General features: G+C 72.9%; 22 protein-coding genes. 14 read left to right on the top strand and 8 right to left on the bottom strand.

Annotation, left to right across the window (positions count from 1 at the left end; genetic code table 11):
- Positions 1-77: 77 nt before the first annotated feature.
- The 4 genes from WME79_RS05925 to WME79_RS05910 all read right to left on the bottom strand — a co-directional run bounded on the left by WME79_RS05925 (position 78) and on the right by WME79_RS05910 (position 6065).
- A complete protein-coding gene (locus WME79_RS05925; protein ID WP_437533070.1) occupies positions 78-1220 on the bottom strand; it encodes a hypothetical protein in 1143 nt (380 codons plus the stop codon).
- Positions 1221-1269: 49 nt separating this feature from the next.
- Positions 1270-3090, bottom strand: a complete 1821-nt coding sequence (locus tag WME79_RS05920; RefSeq protein ID WP_437533067.1) for a 4Fe-4S binding protein — start codon at positions 3088-3090, stop codon at positions 1270-1272.
- A gap of 68 nt (positions 3091-3158) precedes the next feature.
- Entirely contained in the window at positions 3159-4151 is a 993-nt protein-coding gene (locus WME79_RS05915; protein WP_437533064.1) for a DUF362 domain-containing protein, read from the bottom strand.
- 111 nt (positions 4152-4262) lie between these two features.
- Positions 4263-6065 (bottom strand): serine/threonine protein kinase, encoded by a 1803-nt coding sequence (locus tag WME79_RS05910; RefSeq protein ID WP_437533062.1) that lies wholly within the window; start codon positions 6063-6065, stop codon positions 4263-4265.
- 273 nt (positions 6066-6338) lie between these two features.
- Here WME79_RS05910 and WME79_RS05905 point away from each other — a divergent pair, with 273 nt between their 5' ends.
- The 10 genes from WME79_RS05905 (at position 6339) to WME79_RS05860 (ending at position 13587) form a co-directional block, all read left to right on the top strand.
- Entirely contained in the window at positions 6339-6695 is a 357-nt protein-coding gene (locus tag WME79_RS05905; protein ID WP_437533059.1) for a DUF4398 domain-containing protein, read from the top strand.
- On the top strand, positions 6692-7171 hold the full coding sequence (locus tag WME79_RS05900) for a hypothetical protein (protein WP_437533056.1): 480 nt from the start codon (positions 6692-6694) through the stop codon (positions 7169-7171). The genes WME79_RS05905 and WME79_RS05900 overlap by 4 nt, the downstream gene beginning before the upstream one ends.
- A 284-nt stretch (positions 7172-7455) precedes the next feature.
- Positions 7456-7890, top strand: a complete 435-nt coding sequence (locus WME79_RS05895) for a universal stress protein (RefSeq protein WP_437533053.1) — start codon at positions 7456-7458, stop codon at positions 7888-7890.
- A 157-nt stretch (positions 7891-8047) separates the two neighbouring features.
- Entirely contained in the window at positions 8048-8599 is a 552-nt protein-coding gene (locus tag WME79_RS05890; RefSeq protein ID WP_437533050.1) for a CDP-alcohol phosphatidyltransferase family protein, read from the top strand.
- A gap of 84 nt (positions 8600-8683) precedes the next feature.
- Positions 8684-9607, top strand: coding sequence for a DUF4349 domain-containing protein (locus WME79_RS05885; RefSeq protein WP_437533047.1), 924 nt, complete (start codon positions 8684-8686; stop codon positions 9605-9607).
- Positions 9608-9621: 14 nt separating this feature from the next.
- On the top strand, positions 9622-10104 hold the full coding sequence (locus tag WME79_RS05880) for a serine/threonine protein kinase (protein WP_437533044.1): 483 nt from the start codon (positions 9622-9624) through the stop codon (positions 10102-10104).
- A 96-nt stretch (positions 10105-10200) separates the two neighbouring features.
- Positions 10201-10986: a hypothetical protein gene (locus WME79_RS05875; protein ID WP_437533042.1), complete on the top strand. Its 786-nt coding sequence runs from the start codon at positions 10201-10203 to the stop codon at positions 10984-10986.
- Positions 10983-12251: a hypothetical protein gene (locus tag WME79_RS05870; protein ID WP_437533039.1), complete on the top strand. Its 1269-nt coding sequence runs from the start codon at positions 10983-10985 to the stop codon at positions 12249-12251. Before WME79_RS05875 ends, WME79_RS05870 begins: the two co-directional genes overlap by 4 nt.
- Positions 12252-12349: 98 nt before the next feature.
- Positions 12350-13186: a hypothetical protein gene (locus WME79_RS05865; RefSeq protein WP_437533036.1), complete on the top strand. Its 837-nt coding sequence runs from the start codon at positions 12350-12352 to the stop codon at positions 13184-13186.
- Between the two features lie 137 nt (positions 13187-13323).
- Positions 13324-13587 (top strand): NifU family protein, encoded by a 264-nt coding sequence (locus tag WME79_RS05860; RefSeq protein WP_012233706.1) that lies wholly within the window; start codon positions 13324-13326, stop codon positions 13585-13587.
- A 151-nt stretch (positions 13588-13738) separates the two neighbouring features.
- Here the strand turns inward: WME79_RS05860 and WME79_RS05855 are convergent, their stop codons facing one another.
- Entirely contained in the window at positions 13739-14593 is an 855-nt protein-coding gene (locus WME79_RS05855; protein ID WP_437533033.1) for a hypothetical protein, read from the bottom strand.
- A 291-nt stretch (positions 14594-14884) separates the two neighbouring features.
- Here WME79_RS05855 and WME79_RS05850 point away from each other — a divergent pair, with 291 nt between their 5' ends.
- From WME79_RS05850 to WME79_RS05840, 3 genes are all read left to right on the top strand, one after another.
- On the top strand, positions 14885-15478 hold the full coding sequence (locus tag WME79_RS05850) for a cobalamin ABC transporter substrate-binding protein (protein ID WP_437533030.1): 594 nt from the start codon (positions 14885-14887) through the stop codon (positions 15476-15478).
- Positions 15475-16293, top strand: coding sequence for a type I methionyl aminopeptidase (gene map / locus WME79_RS05845; RefSeq protein WP_012233703.1), 819 nt, complete (start codon positions 15475-15477; stop codon positions 16291-16293). Before WME79_RS05850 ends, map begins: the two co-directional genes overlap by 4 nt.
- A gap of 188 nt (positions 16294-16481) precedes the next feature.
- Complete coding sequence (locus WME79_RS05840; protein WP_437533027.1) at positions 16482-18014, top strand: FAD-dependent thymidylate synthase; 1533 nt, start codon at positions 16482-16484, stop codon at positions 18012-18014.
- A 153-nt stretch (positions 18015-18167) separates the two neighbouring features.
- Here the strand turns inward: WME79_RS05840 and recN are convergent, their stop codons facing one another.
- The 3 genes from recN to WME79_RS05825 all read right to left on the bottom strand — a co-directional run bounded on the left by recN (position 18168) and on the right by WME79_RS05825 (position 23356).
- Positions 18168-19865, bottom strand: a complete 1698-nt coding sequence (gene recN, locus WME79_RS05835; RefSeq protein WP_437533024.1) for a DNA repair protein RecN — start codon at positions 19863-19865, stop codon at positions 18168-18170.
- Positions 19866-19899: 34 nt separating this feature from the next.
- Positions 19900-22146, bottom strand: coding sequence for a hypothetical protein (locus WME79_RS05830; protein ID WP_437533021.1), 2247 nt, complete (start codon positions 22144-22146; stop codon positions 19900-19902).
- 397 nt (positions 22147-22543) lie between these two features.
- A complete protein-coding gene (locus WME79_RS05825) occupies positions 22544-23356 on the bottom strand; it encodes a hypothetical protein (protein WP_437533019.1) in 813 nt (270 codons plus the stop codon).
- A 223-nt stretch (positions 23357-23579) separates the two neighbouring features.
- On the opposite strand from WME79_RS05825, the gene WME79_RS05820 reads away from it, so the two are divergent.
- A complete protein-coding gene (locus tag WME79_RS05820; protein WP_437533016.1) occupies positions 23580-24830 on the top strand; it encodes a DUF3829 domain-containing protein in 1251 nt (416 codons plus the stop codon).
- Positions 24831-24854 lie beyond the last annotated feature (24 nt).

Here is a 24854-nt window from a genome sequence, read left to right as displayed (position 1 = left end):
CCGCGCCCCGCTAGGCCCACCTCGGGCCGGGCGACTTTGCAAGGCCGCCCATCCCCGAGCCCGAAGCGTCGCGCCGGCTACCGCCGAGAGGCGGAGTAGAGCTTCTGCTGCCCGTCTTTGTCCGACGCCAGGTAGAGCGTGCACTCGTCCGGAGAGAGCGATGGCGTCATGACGGCGACGCTCGGGTCCAGGTTCGGCAGCAGCATCCTCGCCGGCTGATCGTCCACGGGCAGCCCGTCATCCCCGAGCGGCACGTAGAAGCTCCGCAGCACCGACGCCGCCTCGCACTCGCCGCGCGCGCTGTAGGGCGCCTGGAAGAAGAGCAGGCTGCCGTCGGGCGTCACCCACGGGGCGAGGTCGTCTCCCTGCGCCGGGCAGTCGCCTGGCAGGTGGATGTCGAGCACCTTCGCCTCCGCGTCCTGTGCGAGCTTCGTGATGAGCCGGCTCGTGGTCCCCCCGCTGTCCTGGTGCCTGTTCATGAACCAGTACCGGTAGGAGGGCCGCAGCCCGTGGGCGACCGCCACCGAGCGGCTCCCCCCGTCCGGGTTGAGCACAGGGAGCGCGTCCGCCTGGGTCGCGTCCAGCCCGTCCGCGACGAGCAGCGACGGGAGGCTGCCCGGCGCGGTGCGGTCGAAGAGCAGCGAGCCCGCAGGGAAGCCGTCGTGCGGCGAGGGCGCGTCCAGGGGCAGGAGGAGCGGACCCGACTCCTGGCCTTCGGCGTCGACCAGGAAGCTGGAGACGGCCTCGCCAGCCGTCCAGGGCCGCCCGGTGGCCGTGGCGATCTTCGTGTCGTCCGATCCGAACTTCGCCGTGTAGACCAGCCGGAGCGTCGCCTCGCCCTCTCCGGGCTCCGCGCGCACGCGCGGGAACGCGGGCATCGCCCCCGCCACTTCGACCTCCGAGAGCGCGCCGAACGACAGCACGCCGCCGCGGGCCGCGCAGGAGACGCACGTCTCGCTGGCCGTGCAGAACTCCCCTTCCCTGCACGCGGCGCACCCGCCCTCGCCGCCGCCGCCCGCCGCGGCGGACGACGAAGCCGAGCCCCCGACTCCCCCGCTGCCCCCGCCCCCGCCCCCGTCGCCGCCGCCATCGCCGCCATCGCCGCCGCTCGACGACGTGGACGTGGCGTCCGCGCCGGCCGCCGTGAACCGCTCGCCGCAGCCGGCGAGCACCCCCAGCGCGGCGAGCAAGAAGGTTCCGTAGAAGCGAAGCGTGCGCACCCGAGCTGCCTCCTGTCGTGGTCCCGCCGCGCGGAGCCGGCGTGCGCGGTCAAGACGCCTTGTTGTAGTCCGTGTCCTCGAGAAGGATGACGTTCGTCTTCGAGCGGGTCTCGCCGACGCTGGTCACGTAGACCGCGGGCTTGTCCTGCACCGGACACACCTTCTCGCACGCGCCGCAGCCGATGCACAGCGACGGATCGACGTGCGGACGCTGCACGTGGACCATCTTCATCGGCGGCTCCTTGCCGTGCTCGGCCGCCACCGGCTCGCGCTTCGGGATGTCGACCTCCTCGACCCAGATCGCCTTGGGGGACGTCGGGCAGAACTCCTCGCAGACGATGCACGGCACGCTCATCGACCACGGCAGGCAGCGCCCCTGATCGTAGAACGCGGTGCCGATCGAGATCGGCTTCTGGCCGATGCCCATCTTCTGCTCCTCGGTGATCTTCTGGATCGCTCCGGTCGGGCAGACGTCGCCGCAGAGGACGCAGGAGTGCTCGCAGTACCCGATGCGCGGGATGACGATCGGCGTCCAGAGCCCCTCGATGCCCGCCTCGAAGAACGCGGGGTGGATCGCGTTGTTGGGGCAGACCTTCATGCACTCGGCGCACCGGATGCAGCGCTCCAGGAACTCGCGCTCCTCGACCGAGCCCGGCGGCCGGATCACGCGGTGGTCATAGTTCGCGTCGAGCACGTCGGCGATGCGCGCCGTCGGGATGATCACCGCGCCGGCGGCGGCGGTCGCGAGGGCGGTGCGGCGGCCCGTGTCGGGCGTCACGAGGGCGCTCTTCCGGTTCGGCAGGAAGCGGAACTTGATGACGTCCTCGGGGCAGGCGCTCTCGCAGTTGAGGCACATGTGGCACTCGTCCTGCCGCCACTTCACCCCGCCCTGGGGCGAGTCGGCGCCCTGGCAGTGCACGAGGCACAGGTTGCAGTCGGTGCACTTCGCGTGATCCTTCTGCATCCCGAAGAGCGCGAAGCGCGCGAACACGCCGAGGAACGCGCCGAGCGGGCAGAGCACGCGGCACCAGAACCGCGGGATGAACCGGTTCATGAAGAGGATCGCGACGAACAGGATCCCGATGAACCACGTGTGGTGGAAGTAGAACTGCTTCGTCTGCCAGACGCTCGCGGCCAGGAAATCCTGCGCGTGATCCGCGGCGAGCTGCACCGGCCGGCTCCCGGTCGTGGCCGCGGAGCCGGTCACCACGGCGGCGACGTACTGCGCGGCCGGAATGACAGCGAGGCCGATGGCCCGAACCGCCACGCAGATCGGATCGAACAGCCCGCCGATCACGCTGCCGGTCGCGCTCGCCGCGAGGAAGGCGTACATCAGGTAGTACTTCACCCGCTGCCGCGTGTACGTCTTGTTCGCCTCGACGCGCTTGCCGCCCTTGCCGTAGCGCGACGGGAAGATCCACCCGAAGAAATGGTGGAGGGTGCCGAAGGGGCAGATCCAGCCGCAGAACACGCGCCCGAAGACGAGCGTCAGCGCGAGGATCCCGAGCGACCAGAGCAGGCCGCGGTAGACGGTGTGCGTCGAGAGCAGGGTCATCGCGCCGACGAACGGGTCGGCGAGGAGGAAGCCCTCGACGGGGAGCGGCAGGCGCACGCGCGCCTCGGCGGAGGCGAACGAGCCGCGGAAGCCCGTCTGGAACAGGAAGTAGAGGAACAGCCCGAGGCAGCCGGCCTGCACGGCGCGGCGCACCCAGACGAGCACCTGGATCACCTTGCGCGCCGGCAGCCCCGAGCCGGGCCGGCGCTTCGGCGCGGGCCGGACGATCGCGCCTGCCTTGCGGAGCAGCGCGCCCCAGCGGGCCTCCTTCGCGGGCGCGGCGGGCGGCGTCGCGCTCGCCTTCGCGGGTGCCACGGCCGCTCCTGCCGCCGGTTCACGGTGCGCCGGCGTGGCCGGCGTCGGATCGAGGTTTGCCATGAGTACTACACCTCGGCGAGCCGCAGGTTCTGCCAGTGCATCGTGCCAAGGCCCCGGTCGTGGCCCATCTTCAGGTACGGGATCTCCTCCGGCTTGCGGCCGATGAGCTGGCAGCCGTACGCGTCGGCGGCGACCTGATCGGTCGTCGCAATCACGGTGTGCATGTCCTTCGCGTCGGCGACGTTCCCGCCCTGCGGCCCGTTGCGCATGAGGACGCGGACGGCGTCCACGATCGTGAGCGTGGGCTGGATGAACGTCGCGAGATCGGCGATCGACACGTCGATGTTCTGGTGGAGCCGGTTGCGCCGGCCGCCGAGCGCCCCGTACCAGTTCTTCATCGCCGCGGTGTACTTGGACAGGTTGTGGTGCTTCGCGATGGGGACGTTGATGACCTTGTCCGCGTTGACGAGCGGCGTGTACACGGGCCAGTCGTCGAGCACCTCGCCCTTCAGGCGCATGCCGCGGAAGCGGTGCGCCGCGGGGATGACGACCTCCGCGCCGACGTCGTAGGCGGCCTTCCAGATGCCGGAGCGCTGGAAGCAGCGGTTCGGCTCGTTGCACGAGGCGTCCGTCACGATGACGGTCTTGGCGCCGGCGTCGTAGGCGAGGCGCACCACCTCGGCCACGACCTTGGGGTTCGTGTTGGCCGCGTGGATCGGCGTGCGATCCCAGCCGATGTTCGGCTTCACGACCACGACGTCGCCGCGCGAAATGAAGCGGCGCATCCCGCCGAGGGCGTCGACCGCCTTCCGGACCAGGGCGGCCGGGTCCGGGGCGCTCCCGGCGAGCGCCTCGGCGCCGGCGCGGGCGACGACGAGCTGCGGCACGTCGGCAGGAGCGTCGCGGAGCCGGTAGTCCCGCGTCTGCTGGCGCTCGGCGGCGGCGGCGGCGCTGCCGCCGCGATCCCACCGGGCCGCCGCGAGCCCGCCCGCGCCCCCGAGGACGAGGCCCGCCGCGCCCAGCCGACGCAGCACTTCACGTCGAGAAATGTCACCCATGGCCCTCGCCTTCCCTGGACCTACGGATAGCCTCCCCGGGCGATCGCCACAAGCAGAGGTGGCCTGGCGGCAGCGACGTGCGCCGCCTCCCGGCGCTTCCAGCAACGGCGCTCAAGGAGGAGCCGCGGTGGACGTCGCCGGGGCCGCCGGGGCTGCTGGGGCCGCTGGCGTCGCCGGAGCGCCTGCGGCGGGGGACGCGCCCGTGTTCGCCGGCTGCGGCGCCTGCGGCGCTTGCGGCTGCGCGCCGGTCGCGGCGGGCGGCGCGTGCGCAGGCGGCGAGGGCGGCGGGGTGGCGGGCTCGTCCGGCTCGTACGGGTCGGCCTTCAGGCGATCGCGCTCTGCAAAACAGCTGGCGCGCTCCGCGTCGCACGCGGCCCGCAGCTGCGCCGCGTTGGCGAGGTCCGCCGAGCGCTGGTCGGCGAGCGCCCTGGCCTCGTCGCGCTCGGCGGTGACGGCGGCGCGCGCCTTCTCGACCTCGGCGAGCCGCTCGTGCTCGGCCATGGTCGCCTTCTGCGCGGCCGCGGCGCTGTCCTCGCAGGTCTTGAGGCGCGCCGCCTGGGTCGCGTGCAGCGCCTGGATCTCGCGGGCGTGCTCCGCCTCCGACGTGGAGCCGCTCTTCTGGAGGGTGGCCAGCGTCGCGTTGAACTCCGCGCGATCCTGCTCGCGGCCGCCGCGGCACGCGATCGCCTCGGACTGGGCGATCTGGTGGCTGGCGACGCAGGTGTCGAGCTTGTCGAACGACTCGGCGCCCCGCTGGCGGGCCTGCTCGAGTTCGTTCGCGAGCCGCAGGGTCTCGCGCTTCGAGAAGCCGAGCAGCACGACTGCGCAGCCCACGAGGGTCATCGCGCCGGCCGCGATCCGCGCGCGCAGGTAGGACGTCTTCTGCTTGAGGCGCAGCCGCTCCGCCTCGCGTTCCGCCTCGCGCTCCGGCTCGAGCAGCACGTCGAGCTCCTCGGCGAGCTGGGTCATCGAGGGGCGCTCGTTCGGATCGATCGCGAGCCATCGCCTGAGCGCGGCCTGGAACATCTGGCGCGGGCGCCCGGTGAGGTCTGGCAGCGCGTTGTCGGTGAGCGGCTTGTCGGCGCGGACGTCGTGCGCCTCGGCGAGCTCGGTGCGGCTCTGCGCGGACTCGCCCGGGAAGTCCCTGGGATTCACGAGCGAGTAGAGCAGGGTCGTGGCGAGCCCGTATGTGTCCATCTTCTCGGAGAGCGGTACGGCGCCGGGGAAGCCGTTCAGCGCCCGGAGCTGCTCGGGCGAGGCATAGAGCGCGGTGCCGGCGCAGAAGGAGGCCTCTCGCTCCGCGGCCACGCCCAGGTCGAGCAGGATGGGGTGGACGCGGCCGGCGAACCTGGCGAGGAAGATGTTGTCGGGCTTGACGTCCTGGTGCCGGAGCCCGGCGGCGTGGAGCGCCTCGAGCCCGCGCGCGACGGCGAGGAAGATGTCGTGCGACTCGCGCAGGCCGAGGGGGCTGCGTTCGAGGCGCTGAGCGAGGGTCTCGCCCTCGTAGACCGGCATGGTGAGCCACACGTAGTCGGCGTTCATGCCGTGGTCCTTCAGCTGGACGACGTGCGGGTGCCCGACGGTCGCGAGCATGACGAGCTCTCGCTCGACGTTCCGCATCGCGTACAGCGAGCGGGGCATGAGCTTGAGGGCGACCTGGTGCTCGGGGACGTCGATCCGCTGGGCGACGTAGACCTTGCCGAACATGCCCTGCCCAAGGAGGCGCCCGAGGCGGTACAGCCCGCCGACGAGCTGGCCGACCTCGGGGAGGATCGAGGGGCCGCGGCTGCTGCTCCTCGCGGGGTCATCGGTCCCGCCGCGCGACGTGGTGCGCACCAGGTTGGACGGATCCGCCACCGTTACGGCGAACGCGTGGACGATCGTGGTGCGGAGGTTCGGGTCGACGGGCGGCACAGCGATTGCCAGAGTAGCGGAAGCAGCGAGCGCTGAGAAAGAAGCCGGCGGGCGGAAGACGGCCGGCGCGGGGCGTTTATTCGCGGAGGCCGGCGGAAGCGCCAGATGGCTCGCCCTCTCTGACAGCGGAACGCCCCCGCTGGAGCGGGAGGCCCACGCGGGAAGCTGACGCGCAGGGGAGCGCGCTGGCCTGGTCGATGCACCACGGCGCCCGAGATGCGCCACGGTGCGCAACGGTGCCACCTGGCGCTGTGAGATCGGGAATTCACGCCAATGTTCGCCAAAGCCGCGCTCGTGCTCGCCGCCCTGGAGCTCGCCGGATGTGCCGCCATTCGATCGCCAGCGGCGCCGCCCGAGCTCTCCCACGCGCTCTCGGCGATCCGCGCGGCGGAGCGGGAGGGAGCGGGCGCGGACCGGCGCTCGGCGATGCACCTCGCGCTGGCGAAGAGCGAGCTCTCCCAGGCGAGGCGGCGGCTGTCGGTGGGCGACCAGGAAGGAGCCCGCTGGCTGCTGCGGAGGGCCGAGGTCGATGCGGAGCTCTCGACGCTCATGGTGAGGGAGGCGGGGCTCCGCGACGCCGCGGGCCGCACGCTGGACGAGGCGAGCACGCTCGCCGGGCGGGCCGAGTGACAGGCCGGGGCCGCGCCGCGATCCCGCTCGCGCTGTCCCTCTCGCTCGCGGGGTGCGCGCGGAGCGCGGCCGGGCCGCCTCCCGAGCTCGTCACGGCGCGCGCCGCCGTCGTGCAGGCGCAGGACAACCCGCTCTCCCAGCTCGCGATCGCCGAGCTGAAGCAGGCCGAGCAGGCGCTCGCGATCGCCGAGCGCGAGGAGCGAAAGAGCCCGCGCTCCCCCTCCGCGCGCGACGCCGCCTACGTGGCGCGGCGGAGGGCGCAGTGCTCGCTGCTGTCCGCGCTCGTACGCGCGAACCAGAGCGCGCTCGTGCGCGCGCGACAGAGCCAACGCGCCGCGGAGCAGCAGCGCGCGCGCGCCGGCGGCGAGCCTGCACCCGCGGCGCCCGACCCCGCCGACGACGTCGATCTCGACAGCGCGCTCGAGCGCGCGCGCATGCGGCCCCCGCGCATGCGGCCCCAGCAGTCCGCCAGGTGATCGCAGCCGCGCTCCTGCGCTGCCGTGCTCGCTGGTGCGCGCCCGCGTGACGCCGGATTTGCCGCCAAAATCCGGGCGGATCGGCCCGAGCGCCCCTGCGCGCGGCGTACCGCCCAGGGCGTCAGCGCGGCCTCGACGGAACGATTTCTCCTGGGAGTGACCAATTTTTGGATCCAAGATGCGCGCGAGGCGCCTCCGCCAGCGGCGAAAGCGTCCCGGAGGTCAGCGACGGTCGAAGGTCGAAGTTCGATGGGACGCCCGGTCCCGCGTGCGAGGAGAGCGCAATGAAGGAAGGCGCGAACGTGATACTGGTACCCGTCGACTTCGAGGCGGCCTCGATGAAGGCGATCGAGCTCGCGAAGGATCTCGGCGCGAGGCTCGGGCACCAGGTCGTGCTGCTGCACGTCTACCAGCTCCCGGTCTACACGTACCCCGGGCTCGAGCCGGCGCTGATGCCCGGGTTCCACTCCGAGGTGAGCGCCGCCGCGTCGCGCGCGGTCCAGCAGCTCTCGGCGCAGACAGGGGGGCTCTCGACGGCGCTGCGCGAGGGCGACCCTGCGACCGAAATCCTCGCCGCCGCCGACGAGCAGGGGGCGGCGATGATCGTCATGGGCACGCACGGCCGCCGGGGGCTCACGCACCTTTTCCTCGGGAGCGTCGCCGAGCAGGTGATCCGGAAGAGCAACGTCCCCGTGCTCACGGTACGCGTGGCCAGCTGATCCTCCGCGGCGCCTCGCGGTGGGCGGGCCGGCGCGGCTGCCGGCCGTGGCGCGGCGGGCAGGGCCGCGCTCGACTGGGTTAGGGTGGGCTCGGCCGCGCTCGGCGCGGGTCAGGGCCCCGGCTTCTGCGTCGCTTGCGGCGCGTGGAGTTCCTCGCATGTCGCCCCTGTCTCCGCGCGATCTCGCGCTTCCGCCGAACCTCCTGAGCCTGGCGCGGCTGCCGCTGGCGGCGCTGTTCCCGATCGTCGCCACGCGGCCTGCGCTCGCCCTCACCGTCCTCTGCTGCGCGGGCCTGACGGACGTGCTCGACGGCTGGCTGGCCCGCCGCTCCGGTCAGGTGACGCCCACCGGGGCGATCGTCGACCCGATCGCGGACAAGGTGTTCGCTCTCGCGGTGGTGAGCACGCTCCTCGAGAGCGGCGCGCTCCCCCTCTGGGGCATCCCCGCGCTGCTCGCCCGCGAGCTCCTCGAGCTGCCGCTCGCGCTCTGGATCGCGGTGAGCCGCCGCTTCCAGGGCGCGCGCCTGTCGGCGGCGAGCGCCAACATCCCTGGCAAGCTCGCCACGGCGGTGCAGTTCGCGGCGGTCTTCGCCGCGATCGCGCTCCCCTCGGCGCTGCCCGCGATGCTCGCGGCGTCGGCGATCGCGGGCGCGGCCGCTGGCGTCTCGTACTGGGCGCGCCAGCTCCGCCGCGTGCCCGGGGCGGCGTAGGTGCCGCCTGGGGGCGCTCCTGGTGTAAGGTCGGCCGAGGCGGCGCGTTGAGCGCCTGCCACCGGCTCCATGCTCCGAGGAACCATGCGAAGAACGCTGCCCGTCTGGGCTCTCCTTGCCTCGCTCGCCGGCCCCACCGCCTGCAGCTCCGCCCCTTCGGCGGCGCGCGACGCCTCCAGCTCGCCGTCGTACGGAGCGGCGCCGGCCCCGATGGCAGAGATGCCTCCTGGAGCCATGCAGACGACCGGCGAGTCGACGCGCTCGGTGTCGGCGCGCGAGGAGTCGTACGATGCCGAGGTGTCGGCGGCAGCGGATTTCGCCAAGGCGGCGCCGCAGTCGGCGCCCGGCGGCGGCGGTCAGCCCCCGGCGGCCAGGCCGGCGTCGACCGCCGCAGCTCCTCAGCCGGCGCCAACCTCGTCCGGCGCTGCACCGCAGGGCACGCCCCAGGCTGCCGGCGAGGTGAGCGCGGCGCGCGCGCCCTTCCTCGTCTATACGGCGAACATCGCGATGGCGGTGTTCGAGGTGGGCGCGTCGCTCGGCAAGGTCGAGGCGCTCGCGCGGGATCTCGGCGGCTTCCTCGCGCGCCGCGACGATCGCACGATCACGATCCGCGTCCCCGCTGCCCGGTTCGACGAGGCGCTGAAGCGCCTGGAGGGGCTCGGCGACATCCTCCAGCGCAACGTGGTCGCCGAGGACGTGACCGAGGAGTTCCTCGATCTCGGCATCCGCATCCGGAACGCGCGTGCCGTGCGCGATCGCCTGGAGAAGCTCCTCGAGAAGGCCGCCAAGGTCGAGGAGTCGATCCAGCTGGAGCGCGAGCTCGCGCGTGTGTCCAGCGAGCTCGAGCGCCTCGAGGGGCGGCTCAAGTTCCTGCGCGATCGGGTCGCGTTCTCGACCCTCACCGTGACCTTCCAGCCGCGCTCGACGGAGACCCTCGCCCCGTCGGGACCGCGGCTCCCCATCGACTGGCTCAACGAGCTCGGCCTCTCGCGGCTCCTCAACCTGTGAACCGGGCGCCTCCGATGAACCACTCCCTTCGCCACGCCTTCGTCCTCTTCGCCTCGCTCACCGGCGCGGCGGCGCTGCTCGGCTGCGGCCGGCCGTTCGTCCCAGCGACCCCGCCGGGGTTCGTCGATCTCGGCGATCGCTATGGCGACGACGAGTACCGCGCGACCACCGCCGAGGGGCTCGTGATCGGGATCCGTGCGTTCGAGAACGATCCGAAGGGCGACCTCGCCTTCTGGTCCCGCGTGATCGAGAAGCGGCTGCGCGAGGGCGGCGGCTACGCGCTGCTCGGCAAGACCGACGTGAAGGCCCGGAACGGCCTGCCGGGGGTCCAGCTGCGCTTCGGGCACGACGAGGGGAAGGAAGCGCACCTTTATTACCTCACCGTCTTCGTCAACGACGATCGCGTCTTCCTCCACGAAACAGGCGGCGCGAAGGCGCTGGTCGAGCGGCATCAGCAGCAGATCGACTGGGCCATCCGCAATTTCCTGCCGGAGTGACGCGCGCTGCCCGCGGTGGCCGCGCGCGCCCCTACGGCCGCTGCGCTTGCTCGCGGAAGCCCTGTTTGCTACCTGGCGGACGTGCGTTCCCGCCCCATGCCCTGTGACGCGCGGCAGCGCCGGTCGAGCCAGGCGCTGCTCCTCGCCCTCGCGGCCACGCTCGGCAGCGCCGACGCCCTGGCGCACGGCGGAGGAGAGAAGCCGCTCGCCACCGTGCCCGCGCCGCCCCCCGGCGACGGCGCCAAGGCGGCGCAGATCCTCCTCGAGATCGAGGGCCGCGTCGCGCCCCCGCCCGCAGCCGTCCCCGGCGAGAAGGCCGCCGACGGCGAGAAGGCCGCCGTCGGCGCGCCGCGCGTCGAGCCGATCGCAGCGAGGGCGTCGGCGCCGATCGCCGCGAAGGTCGTGGCCGAGCCGATGGCGCAAGCGAAGCGCGCGCTCCAGCGCGCGCACGGCGCGCGCGCTGCGGGCGACGCGGCGCACGCGCGGCAGCTCGACGCGGTGGCCCTCGAGTGGGCGGAGACGGCAAGGACGTTGCTGCGCGCCGCCGCGGCGGAGGCGGCGGCCGTGGACGCCGCGAAGCGCGCGCGCGAGGTCGAGACGAAGCTCGAGCGGGCGCGCGCGCTGCTCGAAGAGACGCAGGCGCGGCGAGGCCGCGCCGCGGCGGAGCTCGATCGGCTCGAGGCCGAGGCGCGCGAGGCGACCAGGGCAGCGGCGGACGTCGAAGCGCAGCGGATCGAGGCCGGCAAAAAAGGGGCGGCGCCCAAGGGGGCGACGCCGGTGACGCGGGGGGCCCAACGGGCACCCGCCGCGGCGCCTGGCGCTGCGCCCAAGGGCGGCGCCGGCAAGGCGACGGCTCCGGTGGGCCAGGAGGGCACGCCTTGAGCACGCGTCGCCTCGCAGGGGTCGCCATCGCGGGGGTGCTCCTCGGCGCGTGCGCGCCGATCCCGCGGCCAGCGGTGCTCGATGAGCTCGATCATGTCCGCGCGGGGGCGGCCGCCGCCGAGTCGAAGCGGCACGCGCCGGGCGCGTTCGCGCGGGCGGAGAAGCTCCGCGGCGATGCGCTCACTGCGCTCGAGAGCGAGGATCGATCCGGGGCGCAGATCCTGGGCGAGCAGGCCATCGCGGCGCACGCACACGCGCACGCGCTCTCGCGGGTGGCTCGGGCCGAGGCGGCCGAGACCGAGGCGAAGGCGCAGCGCTCCGCCGGCGAGGCGTCGCTCGCGGGCCTCGAGGCCGAGCAGTCGCGCGTCGCGGCCGAGGTCGACGCGCTCGACATGCGGACCAAGGTCGCCCGGGACGCGCAGCCCGTGGTCCCGTCGGGCAAGGCCGACGCAGATCGCGAGAAGGCGCGCCTCGCCGCAGCGCGCTCGCTCGCGCTTCAGGCCCGCCTGCTGTGCGGCGCGGCGCGCCTCCTGATCGCACCGGCGCCGCAGGACATCTCGCAACCCGCAAGCGCCAGCCCCGCCGGAGCCCAGCCCGCAGGAGCCCAGCCCGCAGGAGCCCAGCCCGCAGGAGCCCAGCCCGGCAGCGCCGAGCTCGCGGCGCAGCTCGAGGGGGCGACCGCCGCGATCAAGAAGCTCGACGCGGAGCTCGCGGAGGCGAGCGGCTCCACCCGCGCCATCCCGGCGCCCATCGACCAGGCTTCCCGCGCCCGGGCAGGTTGCCTCGCCGCGCTGACGGCCGCGCGCCGCGCCGCCACGCCGGTGACCCGCGCGCCTGGCGCTGGTGACGCGCTCCTCGCAGAGCTCTCGGCCGCAGGCACCTGGTCCCCCGTCCGCGACGATCGCGGCATCGTTGTCACGCTTCGCGGGCTGTTCGCCGGCAACGCCCTCACGAAGGCCGGTGAGGCGCGCCTCCGCGACCTCGCGCTGGTCGCCACAGCGCATCCCTCCTTTCCCGTGGCCGTGGTCGTTCACACGGACCGGGAGATCAGCGCCAGGGAAGAGCCCGCATGGGCGGCGCGGGCTGATGCCGTCGTCCGCGCCCTCGGTCCGGCGCAAGGTGCGGCCGCCGCGGGGGCGCCCGCGGGCCCGTCGATCGCGCCGTTCGTCGCGGGATCCGCGTCCCCGGTCGTCGATCCGGGGGGCAGCGAGCGCGCCCGCAACGCCCGGGTCGAGATCATCTTTGTAACTCCGGAAACCCTGTGAGGCGTGATGATCCCGGCCGCCGGAACTCCGCTCGCCTCGGAGAGTCGTTCTCGATGATGCGCTCTTCCACCTTCGCCCGAAGCGAAAGCAAGCCTGCCGTGCTCGCCTGTACGCTGCTCGCCGCCCTCGGGAGCGCGTGTCAGGAGGACGGCAAGACCTCCCAGAAGCACGCCGCGGAGCTCTGCGCCAAGCTCGCGCCGGTCGTCGCGGAGGACGTCGGCCAGGTGCGGACGGGCCTCCCTGCGGGCGCGCAGAAGCTCGCGGCGCTGGTGGACACCGACCCGGGCGCGAACCTGCTCGGGCTCCAGAAGGCGATCGCGGGAGCGCGCGCCTCTGTGAAGGAGCTCGAGTTCGCCAAGAGCACCTTCTTCTCGTTCGCCGATCCGAGCGGCACGGTGCTGCGCAGCGAGGCCGATCCGGACATGCTCGCCAACAGGTCCGTCCTGGCCTCGTTCCCCGATCTCAGGAAGGTGCTGACGCCGGGCAGTGGCGTCGTCGAGGCGTTCGGGGAGATGCAGGAGATGCGCGGGGTCAGGAACGGCCCCGATCTCCAGTGGGTCGCCGTGCACCCGGTCACGCGGAGCGGCGGCGAGCTCCAGGGCCTCTTCGTCACGGGCTGGTCGTTCCGCGCCTATGCGTACCGGCTGCAGGAGGCGGCCAAGCGCGACATCGCCGAGATCGCCAAGCGCGACGGGCTGAAGTCGACGCCGCTGCTCTACGTCTTCGCGTGGAAGGGGCCGAAGGCGTACGGCGGACCGGTGACGCCCGACGTCAACACCGAGGCGCTCGAGAAGCTGGACCTGCCGGCGAAGACCGCCTCGGGCCCCTGGAGCGGTACGGTGGAGATCGCCGGCCGCACCTTCGGCGCTGCGGCGCAGCGCGCTCCGGAGCTCGCCGCGGACGCCGGCGTCGCCGCGCTCGTCTCGACGCTCTGAGCGCGAGCTCCGGGGCGGCCCCCCTGGCCAGCGGCCCGGGTGCTGTGACGGCCGGCGTCGAGCCTGGGGGAGATCTCCTTATCGAGCGCTACCGTGCTAGGCTGTCGCGACTGGCTCGCGCTGCCGAGCTCACCCCCATGCCGGCTTCCATCGATCAGCTTCTCAAGGTTTGCCGCGAGGTGATCGCGCCGCTCGTCCGAGCCGACGGCGGTGAGCTCTACATCGTGGCCGTCGAGCCCGATCACCTGACGCTCCACCTGGCCGGCGCGTGCTCGGGCTGCCCCGGGGCCATGCTCACCGCGCGCGCGGTGATCGAGCCAGCGGTGCTCGCGGTCGCTCCGTCCGCGCGGGTCATCGTGACCAACGGCATGCGTGTCCCCGACGGCGCCTCCCTGGCGTGAGGCGGGCACCCGCTGCGGATACGGGCCCATCTCGACGTTTTCGGTGCTCAGCGCACTGGAGTGCGCTTGCGCGCCGAAAACGCCGATCTGGGCCCGTCTCCTGTGCGGGTGACCGCCTCAGCGGAGCTACCGGGGCGGGGCGGGAAAAGGGCTACTTCTTTTTGCCGGGCTTGTCGGCGGAGGGGGGCGGGCCGGGAGGGGGCTCGTCCTTGCGGACGGCGGAGGCGACGGCGGGGTCGATGGCGTTCGCGTCGACCGGCTTGTTGGGGCGGAGCGACTCTAGGCTGCCCAGCGTCACCAGGTCCTCGTAGGCGAACGCGATCTCGGAGTCGTTCCGCTCGATGGCGCGGAAGTGCGTGGCCACGTCCTTCCAGTCGACCTCGTTGACGAAGCGGCCCTTGTCCGGAGCAGGCGGCGTCACGCGGCCAGGCACCCCGAACGCCGTCGCGAGCTTGACCACGGCGGACGCATAGTCCTTCCCGCGGACGGCCTTCTCACCCAGCGGGTGCTCGTCGATGATCTTCCAGAGCTTGTCCTGGATGAAGAAGAAGTACCGCTTCCCGCTCTCGCGGGTCAGCGTCATCATCGATTCCTTGTTGAGGTAAGTGTACTCGCCCTTGAGCGGCGTCGCGTCGATGCCGGTCGGCAACCCGCCGAAGTCGATGCGGCTGCGGCGGAACGCGCTCTTCTCCTCGGCGAGCTCCGCGTCGAGCGCCCTCATCTTCACGCCGGGCGAGACCGCCTTGTAACGCGGCACGTACGCCTCATCGAGCATCTTGTCGATGACCGCCGCCACCTGCTTGGTGGTCATCCCCCAGGTGATGCCCGCAGGCGTCAGCGCGATCGTCTTCTTCGTCACCGGCGTATCGGCAGGCTTGGCAGGAGCCGCGGCAGGCGCCCCGCTCGTCCCCCGCTTCTGCTGGGCAGCCGCCACGGTCGCACTCGTGATCGCCGCAAGGCCCAGCCCCAGAGCCAGCGCCGCTCCCAGGAGCCTCTTCGCTTTCATGTTTCTCCTCCAGCCGGCGCAGGCCCTGTCCCTGCGCTCTCTGCAATCGAAAAAGCCAGGAAACCCAGCCCGGCAAGCCGGAGAACGCTAGCACCTGCGGTAGGACAGGAGAATAGGTTCTCCGCACCGGGCGGGGTCGACCGCCGTTGGACGATCGCTCGGCCGGATCGATGGAGAGCGAGCGCGAGGCGGATCGCGACGAGGGCAAAACAGCCTCGGCAGCGCGTGTGGCCGGTGTGTGCCGGGTCCTGACAGGGAACGGCCGACGTGCTACGAGCTCTGGCCCCAAGGATGATGCCTGCCGCTGGTGCTGCACCTTTGCGCCTTGCGCTCGCCGCGCTGGCGACCGTTGGCCCCGCTGGCGGCTGCGTCGCCGACCACGAGCGCCCCGCGGCGTCCGTCGATTCACAGGCCGGCCTGCCCGCATGGGACGGGCGCGCGCGCGAGGTCTTCGACGACAACATCGAGCCTGCCGCCGTGGGCTTCTCGCTGGACGGCCCCTCGCCCAGATCTGACCCGTTCCTCCGCGAGAGAGCGCAGACGGCCGACGTGGTCGCGCGGGTCCGCGTCAACACGGTGACCGTCGATTCGATCGGCGAACAGAGCACCTACCACCTTGGGATCCAGGTCGGCTACCCTCCGCTGGCCACACCCCGGGCGCCGGACCGGACGTTCGAGCTCCACATCCGGCCGCAGAGCCGCGCGTTCGGCGTCGCGAAGGCGATCGACGCACGGCTCCGCGGGCTCACCTTCATCGCCTTCATCCGGCGCTTCGCCGGCGAGGCTGGCGAGCCGGAGATTCACTGGCACCTTTCACCTGATACAGCGGAGGTCGCCACGGCCGTCAAAGAGGCCGTCGTCCTCGGGGAGCTGTCTGCGCCGTGAGCAACGTGAGCATCAAGACGGTCAAGGAAGTCGACGCCCTCCGCACAGCCTCGCAGATGGCTGCGGAGACGCTCCTCGGCGTCGGCGAGATGATCCGCGCCGGCATCACCACCGAGGACATCAACACCTTCGTCCACGAGGACACGATCCGCCGCGGCGGCTACCCCGCGCCGCTCAACTACCACGGGTTCCCGAAGAGCGTGTGCACCTCGATCAACGAGGTGGTCTGCCACGGCATCCCGTGCGACCGCGTCCTCGTTCCGGGCGACATCATCAACGTGGACGTCACCACGATCTACAACGGCTTTTACGGCGACACGTCCGCGACCTTCTACATCGGCAAGCCGTCGGCCGAGGCGAAGCACGTGACCGAGGTGTCCCGGCGCAGCCTGCAGCTCGGCATCGCCCAGGTCCGGGACGGGGCTCGCCTTGGCGACATCGGGGCCGCCATTCAAGAATTCGCCGAGGGCGAGGGCTGCTCGGTGGTGCGGGCCTTCGTCGGGCACGGCATCGGGCGGCGCTTCCATGAGGCGCCGCAGGTCTCGCACGTGGGCAAGTACGGCAGCGGCGCCCGCCTCCGCGCCGGCATGTGCTTCACGATCGAGCCGATGATCAACCTCGGCACCTACGAGGTCGAGATCCAGGAAGACAAGTGGACCGCGCTGACGGCCGATCGCTCGCTGTCGGCGCAGTTCGAGCACACCATCGTCGTGACGAGGAACGGCTGCGAGGTGCTGACCCGTCGCAACCGGCCGCTCGCGAACAGCGAGATCTTCCCCGATCCCTTCGTCGTCTCCGCGGCGCGAGCGCTCTGACGCAGAGCGCGCACGACGACGCGCACGACGCCAACAACGCCGAACGCGCGCCGCGCCCGGACCGCGCGCGCCGGCCAGCCGCGGCCACGAGGGCCGACGCGGCGGTGCGCCGACGTGGCCCGGATCTGTCGATCGGAAACCGAGTTTTGTCGACCGTCCGGCCTGCGATTGGGAGTAGAAGCAGGGGCATGGCCTTGGACGAAGCGTCGCGTGCCCGAATCGCGCCGTATGTGTCGAGCCCGACGGCCGACGTCTTCTCGCTGTCGGGTCTGCCGGAAGAAGTCATTGCCGTCCTGTTCGCGTACTACTCGCGCAGCCGGGACGATCTGCGCACCAACCTGGCGCGCCTGCTCGGCGACGAGGAGCTCGATGTCGCCCCGGAGGCCGACGGCCGGCCGCGCCGGGGCCTCGCGTTCGCGTCGGACAAGGCGCGCAGCTTCCACGAGAAATGGGTCGTGGGCTACGGCCACGCGTCGGTCGCCGAGCACGCCGTGGTGCACCTCGCGATCGAGAACGTCAGCATCGTCGCCTCCAAGGTGATCGAGGACCTGCGGCTCGGCTCGTACACGGAGAAGAGCACGCGCTACGTGGTCTTCGATCAGCACTCGTTCATCGACCTGCCGGAGCTCGACGCCGAGCACGCCGCGAAATACAAGGCTTCCAGCGAGAGGCTCTTCGCGACCTACCTCGAGCTCCTCCCCAGGGTGACCGAGCGGCTCGGCGCACGCTCGCCGAAGCCCGAGAAGATGTCGGACGCCGCCTACAAGGGGGCGCTGCGCGCGCAGGCGTGCGATCTCCTGCGCGGCCTCCTGCCAGCGGGGACGCGGACGAACATCGGCCTCACCGCGAACGCGAGGGCGCTCGAGATCCTGCTCACAAAGATGCTGTCGCACCCGCTCGAGGAGGTGCGCAGGGTCGCGCGCGAGATGCACACGGCGGCGCTCGCCGTGACCCCGACGCTGGTGAAGTACGCCGCGCCGAACGAGCTCCGGCAGACGCTGCAGGCCACCGTCGCCGCTGCGATGAAGCGGGTCTACACGCCGCCGGACGAAGGCGTGAGCGCGACGATGGTGATCAACCAGCCCGTCCGGCTGGTGCGCTACGACAAGGACGCGCTGGAGCGCGTCGCGCTCGCCCTCGCGTACGACGGCAGCGATCCGGGCGTGCACGCCTACAACCTGGGCGACGCGCTCCACCGCGCGACGCTGCCGGAGCTCATCGGGATCGCGAAGGCCGCGTGCGAGAAGCGCGGCCCGTACGACGCGCCGCCGCGCGCGTTCGAGGCGTCGACGATGACCTTCGAGCTGATGCTCGACTACGGGGCGTACCGCGATCTTCAGCGCCACCGGATGCTGACGCCCGCGACGCAGCGGCTCACCTGCCGGCTCGGCTTCGAGACGCCGCAGGCCCTCTCGGATCTCGGCCACGCCGAGGCGTATCAGGACGCGATGCTCGCCGCGCGTGACGCGTGGAACGCGATGGAGGAGCGCTACCCCCTCGAGGCGCAGTACGCGGTGCCGCTCGGCTTCCGCGTGAGGACCCTCTGGACGCTGAACCTGCGCGAGCTCTTCCACGTCATCGAGCTCCGCTCGGCGAAGCAGGGTCACACGAGCTACCGGCGCATGGCCCAGGGGCTCTACCGCACCGCGATCACGGTGCATCCCTGGCTCAAGGACCTGATCCGCGTCGATCTGAACGACTACGCGCTCGCGCGGAGCTGATCCGCGCCACGCCTTGGGTACGCCGTCGCAGAGCGGCGGTCACCCGCACAGGAGACGGGTCCAGATCGGCGTTTTCGGCGCGCAAGCGCACTCCAGTGCGCTGAGCACCGAAAACGTCGAGATGGGCCCGTATCCGAAGCGGGTGACCGCCGCTCAAAGGCGAGCCGCCTCGATGAGCTCCGTCGCGGCCCTGAGCGACGCGCCGGTGACCTTCGCCCCCGACAGCATCCGCGCCACCTCGGCGATGCGGTCCTTCTTGTCGACGCGCGTGACCGAGCTCTTGGCGATGCCGCCCGCGTTCTCCTTGGCGACGACGAAGTGGGCGCCGGCGAACGCCGCGATGGGCGCGAGGTGGGTGATGCAGAGCACCTGGTGGTGGCGCGCCACGTCGCCGATCGCGCGCCCGATCTTGTCGGCGACGGCGCCGCCGACGCCGCTGTCGACCTCGTCGAAGACGTAGAGCCCGGCGGGCCCGCACTCCGCGAGCACCCGCTTCAGGGCGAGCAGGGCGCGCGAGAGCTCGCCGCCCGAGGCGATGCGGCGCAGGGGGCGAGGCTCGATCCCCTTGTTGGGCGAGATGAGGAACTCGACACGGTCGATCCCGTCCTGGCCAAGGCGGGCGCCGTCGACGATGAGCGCGGCGCGGTCGCCGCCGTGCGGCTCGATGTCCACGACGACCCGCGCCCCGCCCATGCCGAGATCGGCGAGCTCCGCGGAGATCGCGGCGCCGAGCTTCTCGCCCGCCTTCCGCCGCTTCGCCGAGAGCTTGCGGGCGCGCTCGGCGGCGACGGCGAGCAAGGCGTCGCGCCGCCGCTCGAGCTCCGCGACGTGGCTCTCGACCCCCGAGAGGCGCTCCAGCTCGGCCGCGAGGCGCGCCCGCGCGGCGAGCACGTCGTCGAGCGTGGGGCCGTGCTGCCGGAGCAGGCCCTCGAGGCGGTACATGCGATCCTCGATCTCGGAGAGGCGATCCGGATCGGCCTCCGCGCGCTCGGCGTAACGGGCGATCTGGCGGGCCGCCTCGCTGAGCTCCGTCCAGCAGCCGTCGACGGCGCGGGCGACATCGTCGAGGCTGGGATCGATCTCCGCCGCCGCCCGGAGCTCCGAGGCGAGGCGCGCGAGCTCGTCGCACATCGCGTCTTCCCCTTGATCGAGGCGGGACGCAGCGCGCCGCGTGATGTCGTGCAGGCGGCCCGCGTGGCGGAGCCGATTGCGCTCGGCCGCGAGATCGGCGAGCTCGCCGGGGCGCGGCGACAGCGCGTCGATGGCCTGGAGCTGGAAGGAGAGGAACGCCTCGCGCTCGCCGCGGCCGCGCTCGAGCTCGCGGGCGGCCCTGAGCTCGGCGGTGAGCGCCTCGAGCGCGCTGACGTCCGCCGCGAGCTCGCTGCGCGCAGGCACGAGGCGGCCGAAGCGATCGAGGTAGCCGAGGTGCGTCGACGGATCGGTCAGCGCGACGCTCTCGTGCTGCGAGGCGACGTCGGCGAGCTCCGGGGCGAGCGCCTGGAGCTCGCCCGCGGTGCAGAGACGGCCGTTCAGGTAGGCGCGCGAGCGGCCGGTCGCCTGGACCACGCGGCGGACCACGAGCTCGCCCTCGCTCGCGATGCCGGCGGCGTCGAGCATCGCCATCGCGCGATCGGAGCCGCGCACGTCGAAGAGCGCCTCGATCTCGGCCTCGTCCGCGCCGGGGCGGACTTGCTCGGCGCTCGCGCGGCCGCCGAGGACCAGCGAGAGCGCGCCCACGACGATGGACTTGCCCGCGCCTGTCTCGCCGGTGAGCACGTTGAACCCAGGCTCGAGCCGGAGCTCGAGGGCGTCCATCAGGATGAAGTTCTTGACCCGAAGCGCGACCAGCACAGCGGCGGGAGGATAGAAAGCTTTCGACCCGTCGTCAGCGGATCTTCACCTGCTTCATGACGGTGACCGGAATTCCTTCGAAAGGTGGCACCGCGACGTCGCGGAATGCAGCGGCGATGCACCCGGCGGTGGCGGTCCCGACCAGGTCGCCCCCCTCCACGCGCGCCGAGATGGCCTTCCCCGTGGGTGCGAAGGTGACGGCCACCCGGGCCGTGCCGGTGAGGCCCTCGCCGGTGCACCCGGCGGCGGCGGCCGCCGCCGACGCGAGGACGGCGGACGCCGCGCTCTGATCGAAGCGCGCTGGCTCGTCCTTCGCCGGAAGGAGCGGCGCGTCTGGCGGCGGCTGCTTGCCCGCCGGCTTGGCGCGCTCGGGCTCGCTCGGCGCCGTGGCCCGGGCAGGGCGCTCGGAACCATCAGGCTTCTCGCTGGCTTGCGGCGCAGCGGTCGCCGCCGGCGCGGCGTTCATCGCCGGCGCGGCCGTCGCTGCTGGCGCGGCCGTCGCTGCTGGCGCGGCCGTCGCCGTCGGCGCGGCGCTCGGCTCGGGTGCCGCCACAGGAGCAGTCACGGGCTGCGGCGGTGTGGCTGGCTCGCCGGCAGGGCCGGCGGTGGCAGCCAGCGCCTGCTCCGCAGGGCCGGGAGCGGCGGCCGGCGGATCCGCGACCGGCTCGTCATCCAGGGACGGCTCCTGGTCGGCGGTCTGGCCGGCGGGAGCCGTCGCGGCGGGCGACGGAGGCGACGCCGCGGCGAGCGCGCCGCTGCTGCTTGCGGGCGCGTTCTGGGTCGCCACGGCGCTGGACGAGCGGCCGTGAGCCTGCGCGAGGTAGAGCGCAGCGCCGAACACGATGAAGACGACGGTCACCCAGCCGGCGAGCGCCATGTTCTGCCGCGATGCCGGCGTCGAGAAGGCGCGCAGCCCCTCGGACACGAGGGAGCCGGCCGTGATCGACGTGCGCACCGGCGTCTCTTCCCCGGAGGACGTGTGTCCCTCGACGGCCAGGAGCTCGGGCTCGACGGGCTGCGAGGGGAACGAGGAGTCCGAGCTCCGCCCAGCGGCGGTGTCATCGAACAGCCCGCTGTTGATGCTCAGGATCTCGTCATCGGCCCGGTCCTCGTTGCGGCGCGCGTCGCCCTCCGCGCCGGGCGGCGGCGCCATGCTGCGCAGGTCGATCAGGCCCGAGGTCTCCTTGCGCTCGGCGCGCCCGCGAGGCTCGGTCTGGCTGGGCCAGTCGCCCGCCGCGTGGGCGGTCGACCGCGGGGAGAGGTTCGTGAGCGCGATCGGCTCATGCGACGGCCGCTCGTCGCTCCCCTGATCCTGCGGCCCCCCCGGTGCGTCCTGCGCCTCGGCCGCATTGGACCTGGCGCGGTCTCGCCGCTGCTCCTCCGCGGCGCGCGACGGGCCCGCGGCCGGCGACGGGGCGAGCGAACCCAGCAAGGCGAGGTCCGCCGGAGAGGCGTCGGCGGGCTGCGCGGCGCTCGGACCGGACCGGGCGCGCCGCGCGGACGGCATGGGCTGCGGGGCGAGCGCCGCCATCGCCTGCACGTCCTGGAGCCGGAGCTCGGGCGACGAGCGGTGCGACGACGGCCGGCCCTCGTCGATGGACAGCGGCGCCGACGGTATCTCGGAGAGCGGCGCCGGCGGCATCTCCGACGGCGGCGCGACGGGCCGCGAGGTGCCGCCAGCGCGCGGGACAGCAGCGGTCCGCGGCCGCGCGACCGCCGCCGTGACGCGCTGCTCGCGCCGCGCCGGCGGTCGCGCCGGGACCGGCGTGCGCGGGGTCGCGCGAGGCACGGCGGCGGGCTCGGGCGCAGGCGCGGGCTGGCTCGCGCGCTCCTCCTCGAGGGCGTGCGAGCCGAATGAGAGCGAGGGCGGCTCGACCCCCGGGGAGAGCATCTGCGCCAGGTCCTGGATCGAGACGGGATCCGAGTCGGCGGGAGGGAGCGCGGACGGGCTCCTACCGGTCGGCGCCGCGCCGCCGCGAGGCGTGTCGTCCCAGGAGAGGCCAGCGAACGTGCGATGCCGCGCCGGGACCTCGCGCCGCCCCAGCCCGCCGTCCGGCGTCACGACGGCGTGCTCGAGCGAGGCCTCGGCCGCCGCATCGAACGCATCCAGCGCCCTCGGGCTGGACTCAGGCGCGGCGTCCAGCTCCTGCTGCGCGATCCGCTCTGCGAGCGTGAGCCCTCGCCTGCGCCCGGCCGGCGCCGCGCGCCCCTCCGTCTCGCCCGCGAGCTCCAGCCGGTGCTGGATGCCAGCGCCCGGGAGCGTCGTCTCGGCGTCCAGCACATCGCTCGAGAGCCCGGCCCCCCTCTCCGAGCGGCGCCCAGAGGAAGGCTTCGCGCGCTCCGGCTCGCTCGACGGCTCCCGCCGGTCGCGTCCGCTCGCGGAGCTCGGAACGCCCGAGGGGGAAGACCGTGGCTCACCCCTCTCGGACGCTGCCTGCTTGCTCTTCGTGCGACACGTCTTGCAGACAAACGGCAAGGACGGACGCATCTCGCGTCCTACACCGATCTCCACGTAGGTCCTGCAGAGAGAGCAGGCGAGTTGCACCTTGATGAAGAGAATCGCGCAGCTCGCCAGCACGCGCAATCTTCTTCACAGGTGACCAGGGCGGTCGTCCTCGGGCTCGCCCGCTCCGCCCGGCTCCGCGCCGCGGGATTCCACCGGATCCCGCTGGATTCGCCTAGGCGGAGAGCTCGCCGGCGAGCGCCGGCAGGGGCGCGGGCGGGCGCACCCAGCGTTGCTCCAACCACTCCAGCGAGACCGGCGCGCTCCGCAGCGCCACGTCGACGGCGCGCGCGACCGGATCGGGGGCCGGCACGGACCCGGAAGCGCGGGTCGACAGGATCCAGTTCGACAGCTCGTAGTGGTGGAGGAGCGGCGCGAACCGGTGGGCGTCGAAGCCAGCGAGGATCTCTGCGGCGCGGCTCAGGCGATCGCAGCGCACGAGCGCCGTGGTGACGTCGAAGAGCAGGGCGCGGAGGTCCTCGAAGGCGCGCTCCGGGTTCGCGGACACGCTCTCCAGGAGCGCCTCGAACCCGGCGTCGGAGAGGCCAGCCGCGTCGGCCGCCTCGGCCATCGCGGGCACCTGCGTGGCCAGGAAGTCGGAGCTGGGGGCGTGCCCAAGGAGGCGCCCGACGAGGTACAGATCGAACGCGCTGGCGATGGCCTCGGCGAGCAGCAGCGCCTCGGCGCTGGGCGGAGCGCCGCCGCCCGCGGCCGTGAGCGCGCGGTGCGCGAGGTGGTGCCACGCGACGTGCGCGACGACGTCGGCGGCGAGGTGATCGTCGGCGATCAGGTCGCCTTGCTCGCTCTGGCTCCAGAACGTCAGGTTCAAGAAGACGACGCGATCCCAGCTCGCATCACCCTCGGGCACGCGAAAGCGGTACCCGTCGCGCCGGAGTGCCTGCTTCAGATCGTCGTAGAGCGCGACGTGCCGGAAGGAGCGCTCGTCGTCGATGGTCAGCTCGTCCAGGGTCAAGGTTCGCAGCTTCACGCGGCGGACATTAGACCCGGAACGTTTCGTCAGCCACAGCGGAGGCCGGGGAAGGACAGCCCCGGCGGAGGCCTGGAAGAACCGGGCGGCGTCGCGTGTTTTGGGCTGAGGGCGGGGTTTTCCCGACCAGGGCCGCAAGTTCTCGCCCCTGGCCGGGTGTTGCAAGCGCCGCCGGCTTAGGCATGATGCGCCCGTTCCTGCGCCAGCCGAGGAGGCACACCGAATGATTTCCGTCAGGTCTCTCTGTTCTATCGCGCTCGTGCTCGTCGCCAGCGGTGCCGCCGGCTGCAAGGAGGACCCGCCCCCTCCCCAGCCGGAGCCGGCAAGCTCCGCGGCGGCGAACACGAACAAGGGAAAGGCGAGCCTGCGGACGCCCGTGTCGCCGATGGCGAAGGTCGACCCGCAGTCGATGAAGGAGTACCGCGTCGACGTCTGCTACTTCGGGACGCTCTCGCTGAAGCAGGCCCGCGACGCGTACCTCGCGAGCCTCGGCAAGGACGAGCCCAGCGAGAAGAAGATCCCGAGCTTCGGCAACGATGATCAGGCGAAGGCCGGAGACGCCGCGAAGGGCGCGCTCCCCGCGAAGCCGCCCGCGCCCGGCGCCGCCGCCGCGCCGAAGACGACCGGCCTGCCCGGCACCGCCGCCGCGCCGGGCGGCACCAGCGCCCCCGCCGCCAAGGGCGCGCCGACCCCGCTAGGCAAGCCCGACGAGCGCCGGCCGATCAACTTCAGCGCGCGGGCGCCGCACGAGCGCAACGCGCGCGCCTGCACCGTCGCCCTCAGCCTCAAGGAGCCGGCCATGGCGGACGTCGACGCCGCGCTCGCCGAGTACGCGCCGTTCGCGACTGAGCTGGCGAAGAACATCGCCGCGGCGGCCAACTACTACCAGCGCGAGGAGTACAAGAAGGACAGCTTCGCGAAGGGCAAAGAGCTCCACGCGAAGCTCCTCGCCGACTTCCAGAAGCTCGACGCGCACTCCGACAAGCTCGGCCTCGCGGTGTCCGCGTGGCACGCGTCGCACCTGCCCGACCTCGCGAAGGCGGAAGAGGGCCAGAAGGAGGCGATCACGGCCCTCGAGGACGCGCGCGCGCTCATGCTGATCCTCGCCAGCAAGAGCGTCGATCCCGCGGCGGAGAAGACCGCGCTCCAGAAGCTGGAGACGTCCGCGGCCGCGCTCAAGGAGTACGGCTCGACCCACCAGACCGACCCGTGGGCCAAGATCATGGAGCCCGCGCTCGCCGGCTTCATCCGCGACGTGAAGGCGGCCGAGCCCAAGCTGACGGACAAGGGGATCACCTCCCCTGCCCTGTTCCTGCCGGTCGTCACGAGCTTCGTGTCGGTGATCGAGGGGAAGCACCGCGCGCACTCCCGCTCGCTCATGGCGAAGAGCCAGGCGGCGACGCGCGAGGCCGCCGGGACCGCGCAGCCGGCCGCGCCGGCCGCGCCGGCCGCCCCCGAGCCCGAGAAGGAGTGACGCGCCCGGGCGCGCTCCCCGCGA

The organism is Sorangium sp. So ce726, from assembly GCF_051521405.1.
Classification (GTDB): domain Bacteria; phylum Myxococcota_A; class Polyangia; order Polyangiales; family Polyangiaceae; genus Sorangium.
The sequence above is the reverse complement of the archived record's forward strand: the minus strand, read 5'-3'. Positions and strand labels throughout refer to the sequence as shown.

Excerpts from the sequence above, each read along its gene's own strand:
- WME79_RS05875 (WP_437533042.1), top strand. The coding sequence starts at position 10,201 with ATGCCCTGTGACGCGCGGCAGCGCCGGTCGAGCCAGGCGCTGCTCCTC.
- WME79_RS05855 (WP_437533033.1), bottom strand. The coding sequence starts at position 14,593 with ATGAAAGCGAAGAGGCTCCTGGGAGCGGCGCTGGCTCTGGGGCTGGGC.
- WME79_RS05895 (WP_437533053.1), top strand. The coding sequence starts at position 7,456 with ATGAAGGAAGGCGCGAACGTGATACTGGTACCCGTCGACTTCGAGGCG.
- WME79_RS05880 (WP_437533044.1), top strand. The coding sequence starts at position 9,622 with ATGAACCACTCCCTTCGCCACGCCTTCGTCCTCTTCGCCTCGCTCACC.
- WME79_RS05890 (WP_437533050.1), top strand. The coding sequence starts at position 8,048 with ATGTCGCCCCTGTCTCCGCGCGATCTCGCGCTTCCGCCGAACCTCCTG.
- WME79_RS05885 (WP_437533047.1), top strand. The coding sequence starts at position 8,684 with ATGCGAAGAACGCTGCCCGTCTGGGCTCTCCTTGCCTCGCTCGCCGGC.
- WME79_RS05915 (WP_437533064.1), bottom strand. The coding sequence starts at position 4,151 with ATGGGTGACATTTCTCGACGTGAAGTGCTGCGTCGGCTGGGCGCGGCG.
- WME79_RS05850 (WP_437533030.1), top strand. The coding sequence starts at position 14,885 with ATGATGCCTGCCGCTGGTGCTGCACCTTTGCGCCTTGCGCTCGCCGCG.
- WME79_RS05840 (WP_437533027.1), top strand. The coding sequence starts at position 16,482 with ATGGCCTTGGACGAAGCGTCGCGTGCCCGAATCGCGCCGTATGTGTCG.
- WME79_RS05860 (WP_012233706.1), top strand. The coding sequence starts at position 13,324 with ATGCCGGCTTCCATCGATCAGCTTCTCAAGGTTTGCCGCGAGGTGATC.
- WME79_RS05905 (WP_437533059.1), top strand. The coding sequence starts at position 6,339 with ATGTTCGCCAAAGCCGCGCTCGTGCTCGCCGCCCTGGAGCTCGCCGGA.
- WME79_RS05820 (WP_437533016.1), top strand. The coding sequence starts at position 23,580 with ATGATTTCCGTCAGGTCTCTCTGTTCTATCGCGCTCGTGCTCGTCGCC.